General features: G+C 59.8%; 20 protein-coding genes. 15 read left to right on the forward strand and 5 right to left on the reverse strand.

What is annotated here, in order from left to right:
* Nucleotides 1-21 precede the first annotated feature (21 nt).
* The 9 genes from HQ912_RS03870 (at nt 22) to trpE (ending at nt 9,965) form a co-directional block, all read left to right on the forward strand.
* The gene (locus tag HQ912_RS03870; protein ID WP_076383435.1) at nt 22-651 is read left to right on the forward strand and encodes a response regulator transcription factor; all 630 of its coding nucleotides are present in this window, start codon (nt 22-24) and stop codon (nt 649-651) included.
* A gap of 345 nt (nt 652-996) precedes the next feature.
* Complete coding sequence (locus HQ912_RS03875) at nt 997-2,121, forward strand: ABC transporter ATP-binding protein (protein WP_047228062.1); 1,125 nt, start codon at nt 997-999, stop codon at nt 2,119-2,121.
* A gap of 49 nt (nt 2,122-2,170) precedes the next feature.
* Complete coding sequence (locus tag HQ912_RS03880; RefSeq protein ID WP_047228061.1) at nt 2,171-3,214, forward strand: ABC transporter substrate-binding protein; 1,044 nt, start codon at nt 2,171-2,173, stop codon at nt 3,212-3,214.
* Between the two features lie 194 nt (nt 3,215-3,408).
* Complete coding sequence (locus HQ912_RS03885) at nt 3,409-4,656, forward strand: ABC transporter permease (protein WP_047228060.1); 1,248 nt, start codon at nt 3,409-3,411, stop codon at nt 4,654-4,656.
* A 12-nt stretch (nt 4,657-4,668) separates the two neighbouring features.
* Nucleotides 4,669-5,493, forward strand: a complete 825-nt coding sequence (locus tag HQ912_RS03890) for an ABC transporter permease (RefSeq protein WP_047228059.1) — start codon at nt 4,669-4,671, stop codon at nt 5,491-5,493.
* 203 nt (nt 5,494-5,696) lie between these two features.
* Nucleotides 5,697-6,845: an iron-containing alcohol dehydrogenase gene (locus tag HQ912_RS03895; protein WP_047228058.1), complete on the forward strand. Its 1,149-nt coding sequence runs from the start codon at nt 5,697-5,699 to the stop codon at nt 6,843-6,845.
* A gap of 78 nt (nt 6,846-6,923) precedes the next feature.
* On the forward strand, nt 6,924-7,598 hold the full coding sequence (gene rpe / locus HQ912_RS03900; RefSeq protein WP_047228057.1) for a ribulose-phosphate 3-epimerase: 675 nt from the start codon (nt 6,924-6,926) through the stop codon (nt 7,596-7,598).
* Nucleotides 7,595-8,413 carry a phosphoglycolate phosphatase gene (locus HQ912_RS03905; RefSeq protein WP_047228056.1) on the forward strand — a complete coding sequence of 273 codons (819 nt, stop codon included), beginning with the start codon at nt 7,595-7,597 and terminating at the stop codon, nt 8,411-8,413. Before rpe ends, HQ912_RS03905 begins: the two co-directional genes overlap by 4 nt.
* Before the next feature lie 70 nt (nt 8,414-8,483).
* A complete protein-coding gene (gene trpE, locus HQ912_RS03910; RefSeq protein ID WP_173406489.1) occupies nt 8,484-9,965 on the forward strand; it encodes an anthranilate synthase component I in 1,482 nt (493 codons plus the stop codon).
* Between the two features lie 107 nt (nt 9,966-10,072).
* On the opposite strand, the gene estP is transcribed toward trpE, so the two are convergent.
* Nucleotides 10,073-11,980 carry an esterase EstP gene (gene estP, locus HQ912_RS03915; protein WP_076383438.1) on the reverse strand — a complete coding sequence of 636 codons (1,908 nt, stop codon included), beginning with the start codon at nt 11,978-11,980 and terminating at the stop codon, nt 10,073-10,075.
* Nucleotides 11,981-12,390: 410 nt separating this feature from the next.
* Between estP and HQ912_RS03920 the strand changes: the two genes are divergently transcribed.
* Genes HQ912_RS03920 through HQ912_RS03935 form a run of 4 tightly spaced genes read left to right on the forward strand, consistent with a single transcriptional unit; the run spans nt 12,391 to nt 15,579 of the window.
* Nucleotides 12,391-12,984, forward strand: a complete 594-nt coding sequence (locus HQ912_RS03920) for an aminodeoxychorismate/anthranilate synthase component II (protein WP_047228053.1) — start codon at nt 12,391-12,393, stop codon at nt 12,982-12,984.
* 9 nt (nt 12,985-12,993) lie between these two features.
* A complete protein-coding gene (gene trpD, locus HQ912_RS03925) occupies nt 12,994-14,043 on the forward strand; it encodes an anthranilate phosphoribosyltransferase (RefSeq protein ID WP_092400967.1) in 1,050 nt (349 codons plus the stop codon).
* Nucleotides 14,040-14,876: an indole-3-glycerol phosphate synthase TrpC gene (gene trpC / locus HQ912_RS03930; RefSeq protein WP_047228051.1), complete on the forward strand. Its 837-nt coding sequence runs from the start codon at nt 14,040-14,042 to the stop codon at nt 14,874-14,876. Before trpD ends, trpC begins: the two co-directional genes overlap by 4 nt.
* Before the next feature lie 4 nt (nt 14,877-14,880).
* The gene (locus HQ912_RS03935; protein WP_047228050.1) at nt 14,881-15,579 is read left to right on the forward strand and encodes a biotin/lipoate A/B protein ligase family protein; all 699 of its coding nucleotides are present in this window, start codon (nt 14,881-14,883) and stop codon (nt 15,577-15,579) included.
* Here the strand turns inward: HQ912_RS03935 and crp are convergent.
* The gene (gene crp / locus HQ912_RS03940) at nt 15,576-16,220 is read right to left on the reverse strand and encodes a cAMP-activated global transcriptional regulator CRP (protein ID WP_047228049.1); all 645 of its coding nucleotides are present in this window, start codon (nt 16,218-16,220) and stop codon (nt 15,576-15,578) included. The genes HQ912_RS03935 and crp overlap by 4 nt on opposite strands.
* Before the next feature lie 234 nt (nt 16,221-16,454).
* Here crp and HQ912_RS03945 point away from each other — a divergent pair, with 234 nt between their 5' ends.
* Together HQ912_RS03945 and speD are read left to right on the forward strand one after the other, a co-directional pair.
* Nucleotides 16,455-16,877, forward strand: a complete 423-nt coding sequence (locus tag HQ912_RS03945; protein WP_003206127.1) for an OsmC family protein — start codon at nt 16,455-16,457, stop codon at nt 16,875-16,877.
* A 239-nt stretch (nt 16,878-17,116) separates the two neighbouring features.
* Entirely contained in the window at nt 17,117-17,911 is a 795-nt protein-coding gene (gene speD / locus HQ912_RS03950) for an adenosylmethionine decarboxylase (RefSeq protein ID WP_047228048.1), read from the forward strand.
* Between the two features lie 127 nt (nt 17,912-18,038).
* Here speD and coq7 read toward each other — a convergent pair whose 3' ends face one another.
* The 3 genes from coq7 to HQ912_RS03965 all read right to left on the reverse strand — a co-directional run bounded on the left by coq7 (nt 18,039) and on the right by HQ912_RS03965 (nt 19,970).
* A complete protein-coding gene (gene coq7 / locus HQ912_RS03955) occupies nt 18,039-18,686 on the reverse strand; it encodes a 2-polyprenyl-3-methyl-6-methoxy-1,4-benzoquinone monooxygenase (protein ID WP_047228047.1) in 648 nt (215 codons plus the stop codon).
* A 74-nt stretch (nt 18,687-18,760) separates the two neighbouring features.
* Entirely contained in the window at nt 18,761-19,099 is a 339-nt protein-coding gene (locus HQ912_RS03960; protein ID WP_173406490.1) for a histidine triad nucleotide-binding protein, read from the reverse strand.
* A gap of 82 nt (nt 19,100-19,181) precedes the next feature.
* The gene (locus tag HQ912_RS03965) at nt 19,182-19,970 is read right to left on the reverse strand and encodes an SDR family NAD(P)-dependent oxidoreductase (RefSeq protein WP_047228046.1); all 789 of its coding nucleotides are present in this window, start codon (nt 19,968-19,970) and stop codon (nt 19,182-19,184) included.
* Nucleotides 19,971-20,023 lie beyond the last annotated feature (53 nt).

A 20,023-nucleotide genomic window follows, 5' to 3' on the forward strand; every position in this document is an offset into this window, starting at 1 on the left:
ATTCTGAATCTGGAGAAAAACGTGATCCGTGTACTGGTAGCCGAAGACCACACCATCGTGCGCGAAGGCATCAAGCAGTTGATCGGCCTGGCGAAGGACCTGGTGGTCGTGGGGGAGGCGAGCAATGGCGAACAATTGCTGGAGACCCTGCGGCATGTGCCCTGCGAAGTGGTGCTGTTGGATATCTCCATGCCTGGCGTCAATGGTCTGGAGGCGATCCCGCGGATCCGTGCGTTGAACAATCCGCCGGCCATCCTGGTGTTGTCGATGCACGACGAGGCGCAAATGGCGGCGCGCGCGCTGAAGGTCGGTGCCGCCGGCTACGCGACCAAGGACAGCGACCCGGCCTTGCTGCTCATGGCGATTCGCAAGGTCGCGGCCGGCGGACGTTACATCGACCCGGAACTGGCCGACCGCATGGTTTTCGAAGTGGGCCTGACCGACAGCCGACCGCTGCACTCGCTGCTGTCCGAGCGCGAATTCTCGGTCTTCGAGCGCCTGGCCCAAGGGGCCAACGTCAACGACATCGCCCAGCAATTGGCCCTGAGCAGCAAAACCATCAGCACTCACAAAGCGCGGCTGATGCAGAAACTCAACATCACTTCCTTGGCGGAACTGGTGAAGTATGCGATGGAGCATAAGTTGCTCTAAGCCCACCACAATCCCCTGTGGGAGCGAGCCTGCTCGCGATGGCGGTGTGTCAGTCAACCACGATGCTGGCTGATCCGCCGCCATCGCGAGCAGGCTCGCTCCCACACGGGCAGTGTGTCGGCATATCCATTTGCGACACGCCCCAACACCGCTTTTGTCCCTGCTTGCAGCTTGCAGCTCATAACTCACGACTGTCCTTATCCAATCCCGCCATCCTTGTAGGGAAATCCCTACACCGACTCTTCCATCCGGCTGAGGCGATTCTCTCCTGCGCCCCGATTTGCGCAGGCCCCAGGCTCCACTAGGCTTGATTCACAAGCAGTCATCAATACAAAAGGTGTGGGTATGAGCCAGGTCGATTCAAGCGCGGGGGCCAGTGATGTACTGGTCAGCTTTCGTGGTGTGCAAAAGAGCTACGACGGCGAGAACCTGATCGTCAAGGACCTCAACCTGGACATTCGCAAAGGCGAATTCCTGACTCTGCTCGGGCCGTCCGGTTCCGGCAAAACCACCAGCCTGATGATGCTCGCCGGGTTTGAAACACCCACTGCCGGTGAGATCCAGCTGGCCGGACGCTCCATCAACAACGTGCCGCCCCACAAGCGTGACATCGGCATGGTGTTCCAGAACTACGCTTTGTTCCCGCACATGACCGTTGCCGAGAACCTGGCCTTCCCGCTGACCGTGCGCGGCTTGAACAAAAGCGACGTGAGTGATCGGGTCAAGCGCGTCTTGAGCATGGTCCAGCTGGACACGTTTGCCCAACGCTACCCGGCTCAGTTGTCCGGCGGCCAGCAACAGCGCGTGGCCCTGGCCCGGGCGCTGGTGTTCGAACCGCAACTGGTGCTGATGGACGAACCCCTTGGCGCCCTGGACAAACAACTGCGTGAACACATGCAGATGGAGATCAAGCATCTGCATCAGCGCCTCGGTGTGACAGTGGTCTATGTGACTCACGACCAGGGCGAAGCCTTGACCATGTCCGACCGGGTAGCGGTGTTCCATCAAGGCGAAATCCAGCAGATTGCCCCGCCACGCACCCTCTACGAAGAGCCAAGGAACACCTTCGTCGCCAACTTCATCGGCGAGAACAACCGTCTCAACGGCCGCCTGCACAGCCAGACCGGCGATCGTTGCCTGGTGGAGCTGGGGCGTGGTGAAAAGGTCGAGGCCCTGGCGGTGAACGTCGGCAAACCCGGCGAGCCGGTGACCCTGTCGATCCGCCCGGAGCGGGTGAGCCTCAACGGCGCAAGCGAACAATGTGTCAACCGCTTCTCAGGGAGGGTGGCGGAATTCATCTATCTGGGCGACCACGTCCGGGTTCGCCTGGAGGTCTGTGGCAAGAATGACTTCTTCGTGAAACAACCGATTGCCGAACTCGATCCCGGGCTCGCTGTTGGGGACGTGGTTCCGCTTGGCTGGCAAGTCGAGCATGTGCGTGCGCTCGATCCCCTTCTAGAGGCGAATTGATCGCCCCCTGCTGTACCAACACCAACCCTGCACGTGGAGAGAACAATAAATGTTGAGATCCCTGAAGTTCACAGCCCTGACCCTGGGCATGATGGGTGCGGCAAGCGCGATGGCGGCGGGCCCGGACCTGACTGTGGTGTCTTTCGGTGGGGCGAACAAGGCGGCTCAGGCCAAAGCCTTCTACGCGCCGTGGGAAGCAGCCGGCAACGGCAAGATCATCGCTGGCGAATACAACGGTGAAATGGCCAAGGTCAAGGCCATGGTCGACACCAAGAGCGTTTCGTGGGACTTGGTGGAAGTCGAGTCCCCGGAGCTGTCCCGAGGTTGTGACGAAGACATGTTCGAGCAACTGGACCCGGCTCTGTTCGGCAAGGCCGAAGACTACGTCAAGGGCGCCATCCAGCCTTGCGGCGTGGGCTTCTTCGTGTGGTCCACCGTGCTGGCCTACAACGCCGACAAACTGAAAACCGCACCGACCAGTTGGGCGGATTTCTGGGACACCAAGCAATTCCCAGGCAAGCGTGGCCTGCGCAAAGGCGCCAAGTACACCCTGGAATTTGCCTTGATGGCTGACGGCGTCGCGCCGAAAGACGTGTACAAAGTGCTGGCCGGCAAAGATGGCCAGGATCGTGCCTTCAAGAAGCTCGACGAACTCAAGCCGAACATCCAGTGGTGGGAGGCCGGCGCCCAGCCGCCGCAGTACCTGGCTTCCGGTGACGTGGTCATGAGCTCGGCCTACAACGGTCGGATCGCTGCGGTGCAGAAGGAAAGCAATCTGAAAGTGGTGTGGAACGGCGGCATCTACGACTTCGACGCGTGGGCAATTCCACGCGGTCTGGACAAGACCCGCGCCGAAGCTGCGAAGAAATTCATCGCTTTCTCGGTGGCACCGCAGCAGCAAAAGATCTACTCGGAAAACATCGCCTACGGCCCGGCCAATACCCAGGCTGTACCGCTGTTGTCCAAGGATGTCTTGAAAGACATGCCGACCACCCCGGAAAACATCGCCAACCAGGTGCAGATCGACGTCAGCTTCTGGGCTGACAACGGTGAGCAACTGGAGCAGCGCTTCAACTCCTGGGCGGCGAAGTAACCGCTGACAGAGATCGTTCCCACGCTCCGCGTGGGAATGCCGCCCAGGACGCTTCGCGTCCTTTGTGACGCAGAGCGTCATTGGATGCATTCCCACGCGGAGCGTGGGAACGATCGGCTCAGAGGCCAACGTTTCAAAAGAACAGAAGCGGCACGCCGCTTCTGTAACGATCAAAAAGATTTGCGGAGTTCGCCATGGCCATCGCCGTTCCACTGAACGCGGGCACCAGCCCCACCCTGAAGCAACGGCTCAAGCGCGCCGAGCGGGTCAACCGCTGGAAGGCCCAGGCCTTGATCGCGCCGCTGGTGTTGTTTCTGTTGCTGGTGTTCCTGGTGCCAATCGTGGCGCTGCTGTTCAAAAGCGTCAGCAACCCGGAAGTGGTCAACGGCATGCCGCGCACTGTCGCCGCGGTCGCTGCCTGGGACGGACGTGGGTTGCCAGGCGAGCCGGTATACAAAGCCGCCAGCGAAGACCTGGCCGAAGCGCGCAAGAATCAGACCTTGGGCGATTTGTCCAAGCGCCTGAACATGGAACTGGCCGGCTATCGCAGTCTGCTGACCAAGACCGCCCGTGCGCTGCCGTTCGCCACCGAGCCGGTTTCCTATAAAGAAGCGATGGAGAGCCTCGACGAACGCTGGGGGGATCCGGCGTATTGGCAGGTGATCCGCCGCAACACCAGTGATGTCACCCCGTATTACCTGCTGGCGGCCGTCGATCATCGCATCGATGATCTTGGCGAACTGGCCCCGGCCACCCCCGACCAGGCGATCTACCTGGATATTTTTGCCCGTACGTTCTGGATGGGCCTGGTGATTACCGCGATCTGCCTGGTGCTGGCCTATCCGTTGGCCTACCTGCTGGCGAACCTGCCGTCGCGCCAAAGCAACCTGCTGATGATTTTGGTGCTGTTGCCGTTCTGGACGTCGATCCTGGTGCGGGTGGCGGCGTGGATCGTGCTGCTGCAATCGGGCGGGCTGATCAACAGTGGCCTGATGGCCATGGGCATTATCGATAAGCCTCTGGAGTTGGTGTTCAACCGCGCCGGTGTCTACATCTCCATGGTCCATATCCTGCTGCCGTTCATGATCCTGCCGATTTACAGCGTGATGAAAGGCATCTCTCCGACTTACATGCGTGCGGCGATTTCCCTGGGCTGCCATCCGTTCGCCAGCTTCTGGCGCGTGTATTTCCCGCAGACCTATGCCGGTGTCGGCGCCGGTTGCCTGTTGGTGTTCATCCTCGCCATCGGCTACTACATCACTCCGGCGCTGCTGGGCAGCCCGAGCGATCAGATGGTCAGCTATTTTGTCGCGTTCTACACCAACACCAGCATCAACTGGGGTATGGCCACGGCGCTCGGCGGGTTGTTGTTGCTGGCAACCGTCGTGCTTTATCTGATTTACAACTGGCTGGTGGGCGCCAGCCGCCTGCGCCTGAGCTGAGGGGAGATTGAAATGCTGAGTCCTTACATGTCCCCCGTCGAGCGGGTGTGGTTCTACAGCTTGCGCATATTCTGCGGGCTGATCCTGTTGTTCCTGATCCTGCCGGTGCTGGTGATCATTCCATTGTCGTTCAACTCCGGCAGCTTCCTGGTGTACCCGTTGCAAGGCTTTTCGTTGCAGTGGTACCACGATTTCTTCGCTTCGGCGGAGTGGATGCGGGCGCTGAGGAACAGCGTCATCGTCGCCCCGGCGGCGACGGTACTGGCGATGGTCTTCGGTACCCTGGCGGCGATTGGCCTGACCCGTGGTGATTTCCCAGGCAAGGCGCTGGTGATGGCCCTGGTGATCTCGCCGATGGTGGTGCCGGTGGTGATCATCGGGGTGGCCAGTTACCTGTTCTTCGCGCCGCTGGGAATGGGCAACAGTTTCTTCTCGCTGATCGTGGTCCATGCCGTGCTGGGCGTGCCGTTCGTCATCATCACGGTATCGGCGACTCTGCAGGGCTTTAACTACAACCTGGTTCGGGCCGCCGCCAGCCTTGGAGCTTCGCCGTTGACGGCGTTTCGTCGAGTGACCTTGCCTTTGATCGCCCCGGGCGTGATCTCCGGCGCACTGTTCGCCTTCGCGACCTCGTTCGATGAAGTGGTGGTGACGCTGTTCCTGGCCGGTCCCGAGCAGGCAACTCTGCCAAGGCAGATGTTCAGCGGTATCCGCGAGAACCTCAGCCCCACCATCGCCGCCGCCGCGACGCTGCTGATCGCCTTTTCGGTGATCCTGTTGCTGACTCTGGAGTGGTTGCGTGGGCGTAGCGAGAAGCTGCGTACTGCGCAGGTCTGACGGTCAGTGTTGTACCCTGTGGGAGCGAGCCTGCTCGCGATAGCGGGAGTGTCAGTCGATAAAAATGTCGAATGTTCTACCGCCATCGCGAGCAGGCTCGCTCCCACAGGGGATTTGCGGTGTATTCATGGGCTGAATGGAAGACAACCTTAAATACCGAGCTATCCTTGTGCCAGCCCATACGCGAATAAGAGGCCGCGCACATGAGTCTTTCCTCATTCAAGATCGCCCACAAACTGATCACCGGTGCGGCTGCCATCGAGCAACTGGCGGCCGAGCTGACGCGGCTGGATGTCGATAACCCGCTGATCGTCACCGACGCTGCGCTGGTCAAGTCCGGCACCGTGGAGCTGGCGCTGCAGCATCTGGGCGGGCGCGACTACGAAATTTTCGACCGGGTCATGCCGGACCCGGAAATCGCCATCGTTGAAGACTGCATGCAGGCCTACCGTGACGGCGGCCATGATGGCTTGATCGGCCTGGGCGGCGGCAGTGCCATCGACATTGCCAAATGCGTGGGGGTCTACGCCGGTTACCACGGCGAGCTGCAGGATATGTTCGGGGTCGATCAGGTCCCGCGCAAAGGCGCGCCCATGATCGCCATCCCCACCACGGCCGGGACCGGCTCTGAAGTCACCAACGTGGCCATCCTCTCCGACAAGGCCGCGCAACTCAAGAAAGGTATCGTCAGCGATTATCTGCTGCCGGACGTGGCGCTGGTCAGCCCGCAGATGACCCTCACCTGTCCCCGGAGCGTGACCGCCGCCAGTGGCGTCGATGCACTGGTGCATGCCATCGAGTCCTACCTGTCGCTCAATGCCTCGCCGATCACCGATGCCTTGGCTATCGGCGCAATAAAACTGATCACCCGCGCCTTGCCCAAGGCCTACGCCAACCCCGCTCATTTGCAAGCTCGCGAAGACATGGCCACTGCAAGCCTGATGGCCGGCATGGCGTTCGGCAATGCCGGGGTCGGGGCGGTACATGCGCTGGCGTATCCGCTGGGGGGGCGCTTTCACGTGTCCCATGGTGTGGCAAACGCCTTGTTGCTGCCGTATGTCATGGCGTGGAACAAGATGGCTTGCGTCGAGCGCATGCGCGACATTGCCGAAGCCATGGGCATAAAGACCGCGCACCTGAGTGACCTTGAAGCCGCTGACGAAGCCGTGGAGGCCATGGTTGCGCTGTGTGCTGCCGTGGAAATCCCCCAGGGCCTGAGCAGCCTTGGGGTGACGGACGAAGTGATACCGTCCATGGCGGTGGAAGCAGCCGGGATCGAGCGACTGATGCGCAATAACCCACGCAAACTGAGCGCCAGCGATATCGAGAAGATCTACCGCGCGGCGTATTGATCGTCTGCCACGGTGGGCGCGCCAAATCTTGAGGTATACAATGCGCGCCATCGTGATTTCGCTCAAAACAGGTGCGTCATGCAGCCCTTCGCTATTGCTCCGTCGATTCTCTCCGCCGACTTCGCCCGCCTGGGCGAAGAAGTGGACAACGTTCTGGCCGCCGGCGCCGACATCGTGCACTTCGATGTCATGGACAACCATTACGTACCCAACCTGACCATCGGCCCGATGGTCTGCGCAGCGCTGCGCAAGTACGGCGTCACGGCGCCGATCGACGCGCACCTGATGGTCAGTCCGGTGGATCGCATCGTCGGCGACTTCATCGAGGCCGGTGCCACCTACATCACCTTCCACCCCGAAGCCACCCAGCACATCGACCGCTCCCTGCAGTTGATTCGCGAAGGCGGATGCAAGGCCGGCCTGGTGTTCAACCCGGCCACGCCCCTGGACGTGCTCAAGTACGTGATGGACAAGGTCGACATGATCCTGCTGATGAGCGTCAACCCCGGCTTCGGCGGGCAGAAGTTCATTCCTGGTACCCTCGACAAGCTGCGCGAAGCCCGCGCGCTGATCAAGGCATCGGGCCGTGATATCCGCCTGGAGATCGACGGTGGCGTGAACGTCAATAACATCCGCGAAATCGCAGAGGCCGGTGCCGACACCTTTGTCGCAGGCTCGGCCATTTTCAATGCGCCGGACTACAAAGAGGTCATTGAAAAGATGCGTGCCGAACTGGCCCTGGCCCGTCTATGAGCGGCTTTGAGCAGCTGTTCCCCGGCAGCCTGCCGCGTCTGGTGATGTTCGACCTCGACGGCACGCTGGTCGACTCGGTGCCGGACCTGGCGGCGGCCGTGGACAACATGCTGCTCAAGCTCGGTCGTCCGGCCGCCGGAATTGACGCCGTGCGCCACTGGGTCGGCAACGGCGCGCCCATGCTGGTGCGGCGGGCCTTGGCCAACCATATCGATGCCCAGGGCGTCGATGACGCCGAGGCCGAGCGGGCGTTGGAGTTGTTCAACGAAGCCTATGAAGGCAATCACGAACTGACGGTCGTCTACCCCGGTGTGCGTTCCACCCTCAAGTGGCTGCACAAGCAAGGCGTGGAAATGGCCCTGATCACCAACAAGCCGGAGCGCTTTGTCGCGCCGCTGCTGGATCAGATGAAAATCGGTCGTTATTTTCGCTGGATCATCGGTGGCGATACCCTGCCACAGAAAAAACCTGACCCGGCCGCGCTGTTTTTCGTGATGAAAATGGCCAACATCCCGGCCTCTCAATCGCTGTTCGTCGGCGACTCGCGCAGCGATGTGTTGGCGGCGAAAGCCGCCGGGGTCAAATGTGTGGCACTGAGCTACGGCTACAACCATGGCCGGCCGATCGCCGAAGAGTTTCCCGCGCTGGTGATCGACGATTTGCGCCTGTTAATTCCCGGTTGCCTGGACCCGGCCGCTGAGATAACGTTGCCCGACGCTGTTCAATCCTCTTCTGGAAACGCCATCGTGGTGGTCACTCGCAAACTCTGGATGAAAGTCATGAAGGCCCTGGCCCGCTGGCGTTGGCGCGCCTGACCTGATCCTGGCCGGTTATCCGGCGCGTTTGCATACCTGACTGTCAGCTCCTCCTGCCACGAGGCACACCATGATCCGCGAAGAATTCCTGCGTCTAGCCGCTGCCGGCTATAACCGTATCCCGCTTGCCTGCGAAACCCTGGCCGACTTCGACACGCCGCTGTCGATCTACCTCAAGCTGGCCGATGAGCCCAACGCATACCTGCTCGAATCGGTGCAGGGCGGTGAGAAATGGGGCCGTTATTCCATCATCGGCCTGCCGTGCCGCACGGTGCTGCGGGTCCATGACCATCGTGTCAGCGTGACCCATGACGGCGTCGAGATCGAAAGCCTGGAGGTCGAAGATCCGCTGGCCTTCGTCGAAACCTTCAAGGCTCGCTACAACGTGCCTACCATCCCCGGCCTGCCGCGGTTCAACGGGGGCCTGGTGGGTTATTTCGGCTACGACTGCGTACGCTATGTGGAAAAGCGTCTGGGCACCTGCCCGAACCCGGACCCGCTGGGCGTGCCGGACATTTTGCTGATGGTCTCTGACGCAGTGGTCGTCTTCGATAACCTCGCCGGCAAGATGCACGCGATTGTCCTGGCTGATCCGTCCCGGGAAGACGCCTACGAGCAAGGTCAGAAAAGTCTTCAGGCGCTGCTGGAAAAACTCCGGCAGCCGATCACGCCGCGTCCTGGCCTGGATTTCAGCAAACAGTCGGCGGCCGACCCGGTGTTCCGTTCCAGTTTCACTCAGAACGATTACGAAAGGGCCGTCGATACCATCAAGGAATACATCCTGGCCGGCGACTGCATGCAAGTGGTGCCGTCGCAACGGATGTCCATCGACTTCAAGGCCGCGCCCATCGACCTGTACCGGGCACTGCGCTGTTTCAATCCGACGCCTTACATGTACTTCTTCAACTTCGGTGACTTCCACGTTGTAGGCAGTTCACCCGAAGTGCTGGTGCGGGTCGAAGACAACCTGATCACTGTGCGGCCTATCGCTGGCACCCGCCCTCGTGGGGCCACGGAGGAGGCCGACCGGGCGCTGGAAGAGGACCTGCTGTCGGATGACAAGGAAATCGCCGAGCACCTGATGCTGATCGACCTGGGCCGCAATGACACCGGGCGCGTCTCGGAAGTCGGTTCGGTGAAGCTTACCGAAAAGATGGTCATCGAGCGTTATTCCAACGTGATGCACATCGTCTCCAACGTCACGGGCCAGTTGAAGGCCGGGCTGACGGCGATGGACGCCCTGCGGGCCATCCTGCCGGCAGGAACGTTGTCTGGCGCCCCGAAAATCCGCGCCATGGAAATCATCGACGAACTGGAGCCGGTCAAGCGTGGGGTGTACGGCGGGGCCGTGGGCTATTTTGCCTGGAACGGCAACATGGACACTGCCATTGCCATCCGCACCGCCGTCATCAAGGACGGTGAGCTGCACGTGCAGGCCGGCGGCGGGATCGTGGCCGACTCGGTGCCGGTGCTGGAGTGGGAAGAAACCCTGAACAAGCGCCGGGCAATGTTCCGTGCCGTGGCGCTGGCCGAGCAGACCCCAAGCGACTGAATGGAAGCTGATCAACTGTGGGAGCGAGCCTGCTCGCGAGGCGATGCATGTGTCGAACATGCCGGCCTCATCGCGAGCAGGCTCGCTCCCACACAGGGTTATCTCGATCAGAAATCCAGGCTGACCCCGACATTCACGCCCTGCTGGGTAAAGTCATCGTCCTTGCGCAGCGTATAACCGCCCCGCAGGGCCAGATCGTTGGTCAACTTGTGGCTGACCCCCAGGCTCAGGCGATTCAAATGACTCTGCGGCGTATAGCCTTCAAGCGTGAAATCATTGGCCGGCAGACTGTTGAGGGCGATGTTCACTTTTTGGGTGTCGTCTTCGTACTCGCGTTCGTGGGCATATTCGCCATACACCTGGGTCTGACGGGTGAAGTTGTATTTGCCTTGCAAGCCAATGCCCAAGCGTTTCGAGTCGCGGGTCTGGTCATCGAAAGTCAGGGCGGTGGAGCGGCTGCTCTTTTCTGAATACCCGTCGACTTCCACCTTCGCATAATCGGCGCTGATAAACGGTGACAGGTGCCACTGACTGCCCGGCTGGGCAATGTCGTAGCCCAGGCGCGTGCTGAATGCCCACAGGTGACCGTCGGTGTCACCTTTCTCTTGCGCCTGGTTGACGCCCAGGTCGAACTTGCGCTCCAGGTTGTCGTAGTCGAGCTTGCCGCCGGTCAACGCGGCATCGGCCCACCAGCGGTTCTGCTGGAACTGGGCGAAAGCGGTGGCCAGGTAGCTGTTGAGTTTGTAGTCCGAATCGGCGCTGCCTGCCTCCATGTCCTGGCGGTAGAAACCGGCGGCTACACCCACGCGCCAAGCCTCGTTGAGACGATAGCTGCCACCGACGTTCAGGCTGTAGCCGCTGCCGTCGGCGCTGGCGCCACTGCTTTGGCTGTCGATGTCCAGGTGCTGGCCGCCGCCTGCGACGATCGCCCGCCATTGGCCGACGGCTTGCCAGTTCTCCCAGTCCGATTGCCACTGGCTGCGTAATTCATCCTGGTGGGCGCGCAGGGTCGAGTGGGCCATTTCCGGCAGCAATGTCAGCTCCCATGGCGCCGCGAGCAGGGAAAAGGCGTAATCGGCGATCAGTTGCTGTCCGGTCTCGGTGGGGTGGACCGAGTCGTTATAGATCAGCTTGGTGGGGTCTGGCGTCGCGCTGTTGATGCCATAGGTGGGGTTTTCCGTGCAGCCGTTGCCGCTGAAGCAGGTGGCGGTGAGGTTCTCGCCGGTGGCGAGGCCGAATCGTGCTGGATCGGCGAAACTTTCCTGCAGCAGTAGCGGAACGTTCAGTGGAATGATTTCGGCATCAATGCCTTGCAGCCGCGTGACCAGTTGCTGGTTGAACTGGTTGCTGAGCTGCGAAACGGCGTCTTGCAAAGGCGTGCCATTGAGCGCAGGGGTCAGGCCCAGGTCGGGCAGCAGCCAGACCATCACATAACGGGCTCCGGCGGTTTGCAGCACCTGGACACTGTCGGCCAGGCGGTCCGCGGCGGCGTTCGCCTGGGCGGGGGTCAGTACCAGACCCTGGAGGAAGTCGTTACCGCCCCCGGAAAGGTAGTACAGCGCGTTCGGGTCGGCACGCAGGCCGTTGGACAGCAGGTATCCGTCACGGCTGCGTTCGCCAGTGTCGGAAACGCCGGTAATCGACTCGAGGATCTGGTCGGTACGATACCCGCCCACGGCCCAGTTGTTGCCATCGGCCTGGCCTTCGCTGGCACGAACCGCCGAGGTGGATGCCGCGGTTTCATCATCGGAAAAGCCCAACCGTCCGCCCAGCAGTTGGGTGGAATTGAGGGAATAGGATTCGCCGCTTCCGTCGAGATAGAGCGGGCCGGTGCGGTTGGTAAAGCGTTGCGTGGCCCCGGACGGACCGTTCGGGTCGGCAAACTGGCCGGCATCGTTGAGGCTGTCGCCAAACACGATGAAGCTGGAGTAGGGATTGGGCGCGGCGCTCGCCTGGGCGCAGGCCATTGCCAGCAGACAGCCGGCCATTGGTACGAATAACGTTTTTCTTAGCATGAGAAAGTCCGTTTTTATCTTATTGTTGTTAGAAAACGAAACGACAGTACCAAAAACTTCCGGCGTTTTGCCATCCATCAGGTTCGTCGCGATTGTTTCAAAGCCCTTCGGGGGTCGTCATATTGCGTGCACCGTCCAGCTAAGCTACTGTGCCGGAACGTATGAACGAGACTTCCCCTGTGTCGATTGTCAGCAAACTTCTGGATCAATTGATCAAGGCACACGCCCGTTGGCGTTGGCGCGCCTGAACGTTCTCTGCCGGCCTGGCCGGACCTGTACCGATTTGCCTTCTTTACCCGCTTGAAAGTCGCTTCGCTGGCCCATCACACGCCTCGCCAAGCGCAACACCGCGCGGGTCACTCTCCGAAGGCTGTATTTCAAGTCAGTGAATTCAATAGGTTGCTTACGCCATGTTGCTGATGATCGATAACTACGACTCTTTTACCTACAACGTTGTGCAGTACCTGGGCGAGCTGGGCTCCGAGGTCAAGGTCGTGCGCAACGACGAACTGACCATCGCCGAAATCGAAGCCCTCAAGCCCGAGCGCATCGTGGTCTCTCCCGGTCCTTGCACGCCGACCGAAGCGGGCATTTCCATCGAAGCCATCAAGTATTTCGCCGGCAAGCTGCCGATCCTGGGTGTCTGCCTGGGGCACCAGTCGATCGGCCAGGCCTTTGGCGGCGACGTGGTGCGCGCCCGGCAAGTCATGCACGGTAAGACTAGCCCGGTATTTCACGAGAACAAGGGCGTGTTCGAAGGTCTGAATCTTCCGCTGACCGTCACCCGCTACCACTCCCTGATCGTCAAGCGCCAAACCCTGCCAGATTGTCTGGAACTGACCGCCTGGACTCAGCTCGAGGACGGCTCTGTGGATGAAATCATGGGGCTTCGTCACAAAACGTTGAATATCGAAGGCGTGCAATTTCACCCCGAGTCTATTCTCACCGAACAGGGTCACGAGCTGTTCGCCAACTTCCTCAAACAAACCGGCGGCACGCGCTAAGGACTTTTCATGGATATCAAGACAGCCCTGAGCCGTATCGTCGGCCATCTCGACCTGAGCACCGACGAAATGCGCGATGTGATGCGCGAAATCATGACCGGCCAATGCTCGGATGCGCAGATCGGCGCATTCATGATGGCCATGCGCATGAAGAGCGAGAGCATCGATGAGATCGTCGGCGCGGTTTCGGTCATGCGCGAGCTGGCGGACCAGGTCGAACTCAAGACCCTGGATGGCGTGGTGGATGTGGTGGGCACCGGCGGTGACGGCGCCAATATCTTCAACGTTTCCACTGCCTCGGCCTTCGTCGTCGCCGCGGCCGGTTGTACCGTTGCCAAGCATGGCAATCGTGCGGTCTCCGGCAAGAGTGGCAGCGCCGACCTGCTGGAGGCGGCCGGGATCTACCTGAACCTGACGCCAGTACAGGTGGCGCGTTGCATCGATAACGTGGGCATCGGTTTCATGTTCGCCCAGACCCACCACCGCGCCATGAAGTACGCCGCCGCGCCGCGTCGTGATCTGGGCCTGCGGACGATGTTCAATATGCTCGGCCCGCTTACGAATCCGGCCGGCGTGAAGCATCAAGTGGTCGGTGTGTTCAGCCAGGCATTGTGCCGGCCCCTGGCCGAGGTCTTGCAACGTCTGGGCAGCAAGCACGTGCTGGTGGTCCATTCGAAGGATGGCCTGGACGAATTCAGCCTGGCTGCACCCACGTACGTGGCTGAATTAAAAAATGATCAGATCAGCGAGTATTGGGTCGAACCTGAAGACCTGGGCATGAAGAGCCAGAGCCTGCATGGGCTGGCGGTGGATGGGCCGGCCCAGTCGCTGGAGCTGATTCGCGATGCCTTGGGGCGCCGCAAGACTGAAAATGGCCAGAAGGCCGCCGAGATGATCGTGCTCAATGCGGGCGCCGCGTTGTATGCGGCGGATCACGCCAGCAGCCTCAAGCAGGGCGTGGAACTGGCCCATGATGCGTTGCACACCGGCCTTGCCAGGGAAAAACTCGAAGAGTTGGGTGCATTTACCGCCGTATTCAAAGTGGAGAACGAAGGATGAGTGTGCCAACGGTTCTGGAAAACATTCTGGCTCGCAAGGCTCAAGAGGTTGCCGAACGCAGTGCTCGGGTCAGTCTGGCAGAGCTGGAAACCTTGGCGCGGGCAGCGGATGCGCCGCGTGGCTTTGCCAAGGCGCTGATCGATCAGGCCAAGAGAAAGCAGCCAGCGGTGATTGCCGAAATTAAAAAGGCTTCCCCCAGCAAAGGCGTGATTCGTGAACACTTCGTCCCCGCCGACATCGCCAAGAGCTATGAGAAGGGCGGTGCGACTTGCCTTTCGGTGCTGACCGATATTGATTTTTTCCAGGGCGCCGATGAATACCTCAAACAGGCGCGGGAGGCGTGCAAGCTGCCGGTGATTCGCAAGGATTTCATGATCGATCCTTACCAGATCGTTGAAGCCCGAGCCCTGGGCGCAGATTGCGTGCTGTTGATTGTGTCCGCCCTGGACGATGTGAAAATGGCCGAGCTGGCGGCGGTCGCCAAAGGCGTGGGCCTGGATGTCCTGGTGGAGGTCCACGATGGCGAGGAGCTGGAGCGGGCCTTGAAGACCCTCGATACTCCGCTGGTCGGGGTGAACAACCGTAACCTGCATACTTTCGAAGTCAGCCTGGAAACGACTCTGGATTTGTTGCCGCGTATTCCGCGTGATCGCTTGGTGATCACCGAGAGCGGGATCCTGAACCGGGCCGATGTCGAACTGATGGAAGTCAGCGATGTGTATTCGTTTCTGGTGGGCGAAGCGTTCATGCGCGCGGAAAATCCGGGTACCGAGTTGCAACGTCTGTTCTTCCCTGAACGCGGCGTTCCGATAAGCGGTTCGACGCTGGATTGATTCAATGTCGCCGGTGATTTCCCTGACCGTCGAAGCCGGTCTGCAAGCCGAACAGGATTTGCTGGCCAGCATCTGTGCAGGCGACGCTGAGTTCGGCTTGTTGTTCTGGCAGCCCAATGATCGCGCGCTGGTCATGCCTCGTCGTTTGAGTCGTTTACCGGGGTTCGAACACGCCTGCCAAATCTCGGCGGCCCACGACTGGCCAGTGCTGCTGCGCGAAACCGGCGGTGAGCCGGTGCCGCAGTCTGCCGCCACCGTCAATATCGCCCTGGTTTACGCTCCGCCGCGTAGTGAAGGCGACCATGGCCGCATCGAAACCGGTTATCGCCGGTTGTGTGATCCGATCTGCCAGTTATTGGATGAGCTGGGTGGGGTGGCTTCGTTGGGTGAAGTCGAGGGTGCGTTCTGCGACGGTCGATTCAACGTCAATCTCGACGGCCGGAAAATGGTCGGCACTGCTCAGCGCTGGCGTCAGAGCAAGGGCGGCCAACGCCCGGTGGGTCTGGTGCATGGAGCCCTGTTGCTGGAGAACGAACGCGAATCGATGGTTGCCGCGGTCAATCGTTTCAATGAAGCCTGTGGCTTGGCGCAGCGAGTGCGCGCCGAGAGTCATATTGCCTTGCATGAAAAATTTCCGGCGCCTCACGCGTTGCAGCGGCTTGAGGCGCTGTACCGGGAACTGCTGACCAGGCTGCTCGCCTAGCGCGTCCCAAAGACCACCATGGTCTTGCCTTTGACGCTGACCAGGTTGCGCTCTTCCAGATCCTTGAGCACACGACCGACCATCTCCCGCGAGCAACCCACAATCCGGCCGATTTCCTGGCGCGTCACCTTGATCTGCATGCCGTCCGGGTGGGTCATGGCATCGGGTTGCTTGCACAGTTCCAGCAAGCAGCGGGCGACGCGACCGGTCACGTCGAAGAAGGCGAGGTCGCCCACCTTGCGGGTAGTGTTGCGCAGGCGCTGTGCGATTTGTCCGCTGAGGACGTAAAGAATGTCGGGATCCTGCACCGACAGTTCCCGGAACTTGCTATAGCTGATCTCCGCGACCTCGCATTCGACCTTGGCCCGTACCCAGGCGCTACGTTCCTGTTCTTTGCCTGCCTGTTCAAACAATCCAAGTTCGCCGAAGAAATCCCCGGCGTTGAGATAGGCGATGATCATTTCGCGACCGTCATCATCCTCGATCAGGATCGTGACCGACCCTTTGATGATGAACGACAGGGTGTCGGAGCGATCGCCCGCGCAGATGATGTTGTGCTTGGCCGGATAGCGGCGACGCTGACAATGCATCAAGAGTTTGTCGAGATTCTTGATCTTGGGTGTGGGAGTAATGGCAACCATGGTTGTATCCCGAAAGACTGCGCGGTGTATTGATTTGGATTTTTTGTGGGGCGCGAATGGCAATCGCTATAGCTGGCCATACGCCAGCTAATTGGCGCCAGCTTAACAGAGGCGTCCTTAATTGATTTGAGAATTTACCTACACGTATTTGTCATGCGTCCTAAGGCAGAAGCCGCCGTGGCGGGGGGCTGTGCTAAGCTGGCGACCCTTTTTTCAGACAGTGGAGTCTTGGCGATGAAGGCACGCATCCAATGGGCTGGCGAAGCCATGTTCCTCGGTGAGTCAGGTAGCGGTCATGTGGTCGTCATGGATGGCCCGCCAGAAGCCGGAGGTCGGAACCTGGGTGTAAGGCCGATGGAAATGCTCCTGCTGGGCGTGGGTGGTTGCAGTAATTTCGATGTGGTCAGCATCCTTAAAAAATCGCGCCAGGCCGTCGAAAGTTGCGAAGCCTTCCTGGAAGCGGAGCGCGCCACCGAAGACCCGAAAGTGTTCACCAAGATTCACATGCATTTCGTGGTGAAGGGGCGTGCCTTGAAGGAAGCCCAGGTCAAGCGCGCCATTGAGCTGTCAGCCGAGAAATATTGCTCGGCTTCCATCATGCTCGGCGCCGCCGGTGTTGAAATCACCCACGATTATGAAATCATCGAATTGGGTTGAATCGACATCCAACCATCATAAAAGCAGTGCAAGCTCTGGCGATCAGAAGCCGACCTCTGCATAATGCGCCACTTTTTTCAGGGCAGTGATCGGTCCTCCGGCCGGTCCCTTGTCTGGACAGACAACCAAAATCGCCATCGCGAAGAGGTGTTAACCGTCCTACGCAGGTGCGTCGTTCGCATCTGACGGGCATGCTTGATCACGCGGCCAGGCCGCAATACATAGAGAGTTTTCAAACGGTGAAAAGCAAACTCAAGCTCCATGGGTTCAATAACCTGACAAAGACCTTGAGCTTCAACATCTATGACATCTGCTATGCGGAAACCCCGCAGGACCAGCAGGCCTACGTCGAGTACATCAATAAAGAGTACAACGCCAAGCGCCTCACGCAGATCCTCACGGAAGTTGTCGATATCATTGGTGCCAACATCCTGAACATCGCCAGTCAGGACTATGAACCCCAAGGCGCCAGCGTGACCATTCTGATCTCGGAAGAACCGGTGACACCGACCGACAGCCAGATCGAAGAGTCCCCGGGCCCATTGCCGGAAATCATCCTGGCCCACCTCGACAAGAGCCACATTACGGTACATACCTACCCGGAAATCCACCCGGTGGATGGCATTGCGACGTTCCGTGTGGACATTGACGTGTCGACCTGTGGCGTCATTTCACCGCTCAAGGCACTCAATTTCCTGATTCACCAGTTCGACTCGGACATCGTGACGGTGGATTATCGCGTGCGTGGCTTTACCCGCGACGTTGAAGGCCACAAGCACTTTATTGATCACGAGATCAACTCGATTCAGAACTATCTCTCCGAAGACACTCGCGACGCGTATCAGATGACCGACGTGAACGTGTATCAGGAAAACCTGTTCCACACCAAAATGCTGCTCAAGAACTTCGAGCTTGATAACTACTTGTTCGGGGACGCTACCAGCAACCTCTCTGCTGAACAGCGGGATCAGGTGGAAGACCGTGTGAAACACGAAATGCTGGAAATTTTCTACGCGCGCAACATGCCACGCTGAAGGTTTCAGCTACAAAAAAGGCGGCTCCCCATGGGAGTCGCCTTTTTTAGTTTCTGTAGAACGTGGATGAACGCACAGGCCTGCAACGCTGTGGCGTGGGTATAACCCCTTCGCCACCCTTGCACGATCAGATTCGATAGGTGCTCTTGGTCATGACCTTGGCCAGCAGGCTCATGCCGAACTTCACCGGCGCTGGAAAACGAAACCCTCCGGCCTCGAGCGCACTTTCGGCGTGCTGCTCTTCATCCTCGCGCATCTGCTTGAGAATCGCCCGGGACTTTTCGTCCTCGGCCGGCAACTGCTCCAAGTGCTCATTCAGGTGTTTGCACACCTGATGTTCAGTGGCCGCCACAAAGCCGAGGCTGACTTTGTCGCTGATCAGCCCGGCCACTGCGCCGATTCCAAATGACATCCCATAAAACAACGGGTTCAGGACGCTGGTATGGCTGCCCAGTTGGTGAATGCGTTGTTCGCACCAGACCAGATGGTCGATTTCTTCCTCGGCGGCATGCTCCATCGCCTCACGTACCTGGGGCAGCTTCGCCGTCAGCGCCTGGCCCTGATACAGCGCCTGGGCGCAGACTTCACCGGTGTGGTTGATGCGCATCAGCCCAGCGACATGGCGGGTTTGCTCGTCACTCATTTGCACGTCTGGCTGCACGATAGCCGGCGATGGACGGTAGGGCTGACCACTGAAGGGCAGCAGCGTACGCATCGCGGTATCAGCTTGCAGCAGTAGACGGTCAATCGGTGAGTAGTGACGTTGGGTAGTCATGCTTACCTCCGGGAAAAATCTCGGCGGCCAGTTTAACTCAATCGGCCGCTCAGGATTTGCGTTGGGTCAGGGTATCAACCCGGCGGCCAGTTCATCTGGCGCTGCCCAAGCAGATGCATATGAATGTGATAGACGGTCTGTCCCCCAAGTTCATTGCAGTTCATCACCACACGAAAACCTTCTTCGCAGCCCAGTTCAAGCGCCAGGCGCTGGGCAGTGAACAGGATATGCCCGGCCAAGCCTTTGTCTTCTTCGGTCAGATCATTGAGCGTGCGGATCGGTTTCTTTGGGATGACCAGGAAATGCACAGGTGCTTGAGGGGCGATGTCGTGGAACGCCAGAACTTGATCATCTTCGTAAATGATCTTGGCCGGAATCTCCCGGTTGATGATCTTGGTAAACAGAGTATCCACAGCTGTTTCTCCATTGGGTTAGTCGAGCTTGAGTGTACTTAAGGCGCGATTGGCGAGCCCGGTTTTTCACGGGAAAAGGCATTCAGCGGGGGCAGCAGGCCTTGTTGGTCATGCCGGCAATCGTGCGAACCAGCCATCGCGGGCCCAGTCGCGGCAACGCCGCCAGCCAGCGATTGCGGCGCCCAGGAATGATGATCGCCCGGTTTTTTTCCAGTGCGCGCACGGCATACAGCGCGACTTCCTCCGGGCTCATCAGGGTTTGACTGTCGTTGAATTTCTGTTCATTGAGCTGCGCCCGGGCGAAAAAGCCGGTTCGTGTCGGGCCAGGGCAAAGCACCGATACCTTTATTGCGCTTTTTTTCAGCTCGACCCGCAGGGCTTCGGAGAAATGCAGCACGTAAGCCTTGCTGGCGTGATAGGTGCTCATCCAGGGGCCAGGCTGGAACGCGGCGATCGATGCAACGTTCAGGATCTGGCCACCGCCCTGCAGCGCCATGCTGTTGCCCACCGAGTGACAGAGCCGCGTCAAGGCGAGGATGTTGACTTCGATCAGGTCCTGCTCGGTCATCCAGTCCTGGCCCAGGAACGGCCCGCTGGTGCCGATACCGGCACAATTGACCAGCAGGTCGATCTGTCGCTCGCCTTCTTCCAGCTCGAGCAGAAAGCCTGAAAGCCTCAGCGGTTCTCCCAGGTCACAGGCCCGGAACAACACCTCCACGCCAAAACGCTGAGTCAGTTCGATTGCAATACTTTCCAGCCGATCACGCTGTCGAGCCACCAATATCAGGTCGCGACCGCGGCGGGCGAGTGCTTCGGCCATTGCCAGGCCAATGCCACTGGAGGCGCCAGTGATCAGAGCGTAACGGGTCATGCAGTTCTCCATCGCAACGGCCCGTCACCAGTGTACTGAGCTGTCACCGGCAC

This window comes from Pseudomonas sp. MPDS, from assembly GCF_013283895.1.
In the GTDB taxonomy this organism is placed as follows: domain Bacteria; phylum Pseudomonadota; class Gammaproteobacteria; order Pseudomonadales; family Pseudomonadaceae; genus Aquipseudomonas; species Aquipseudomonas rhizophila.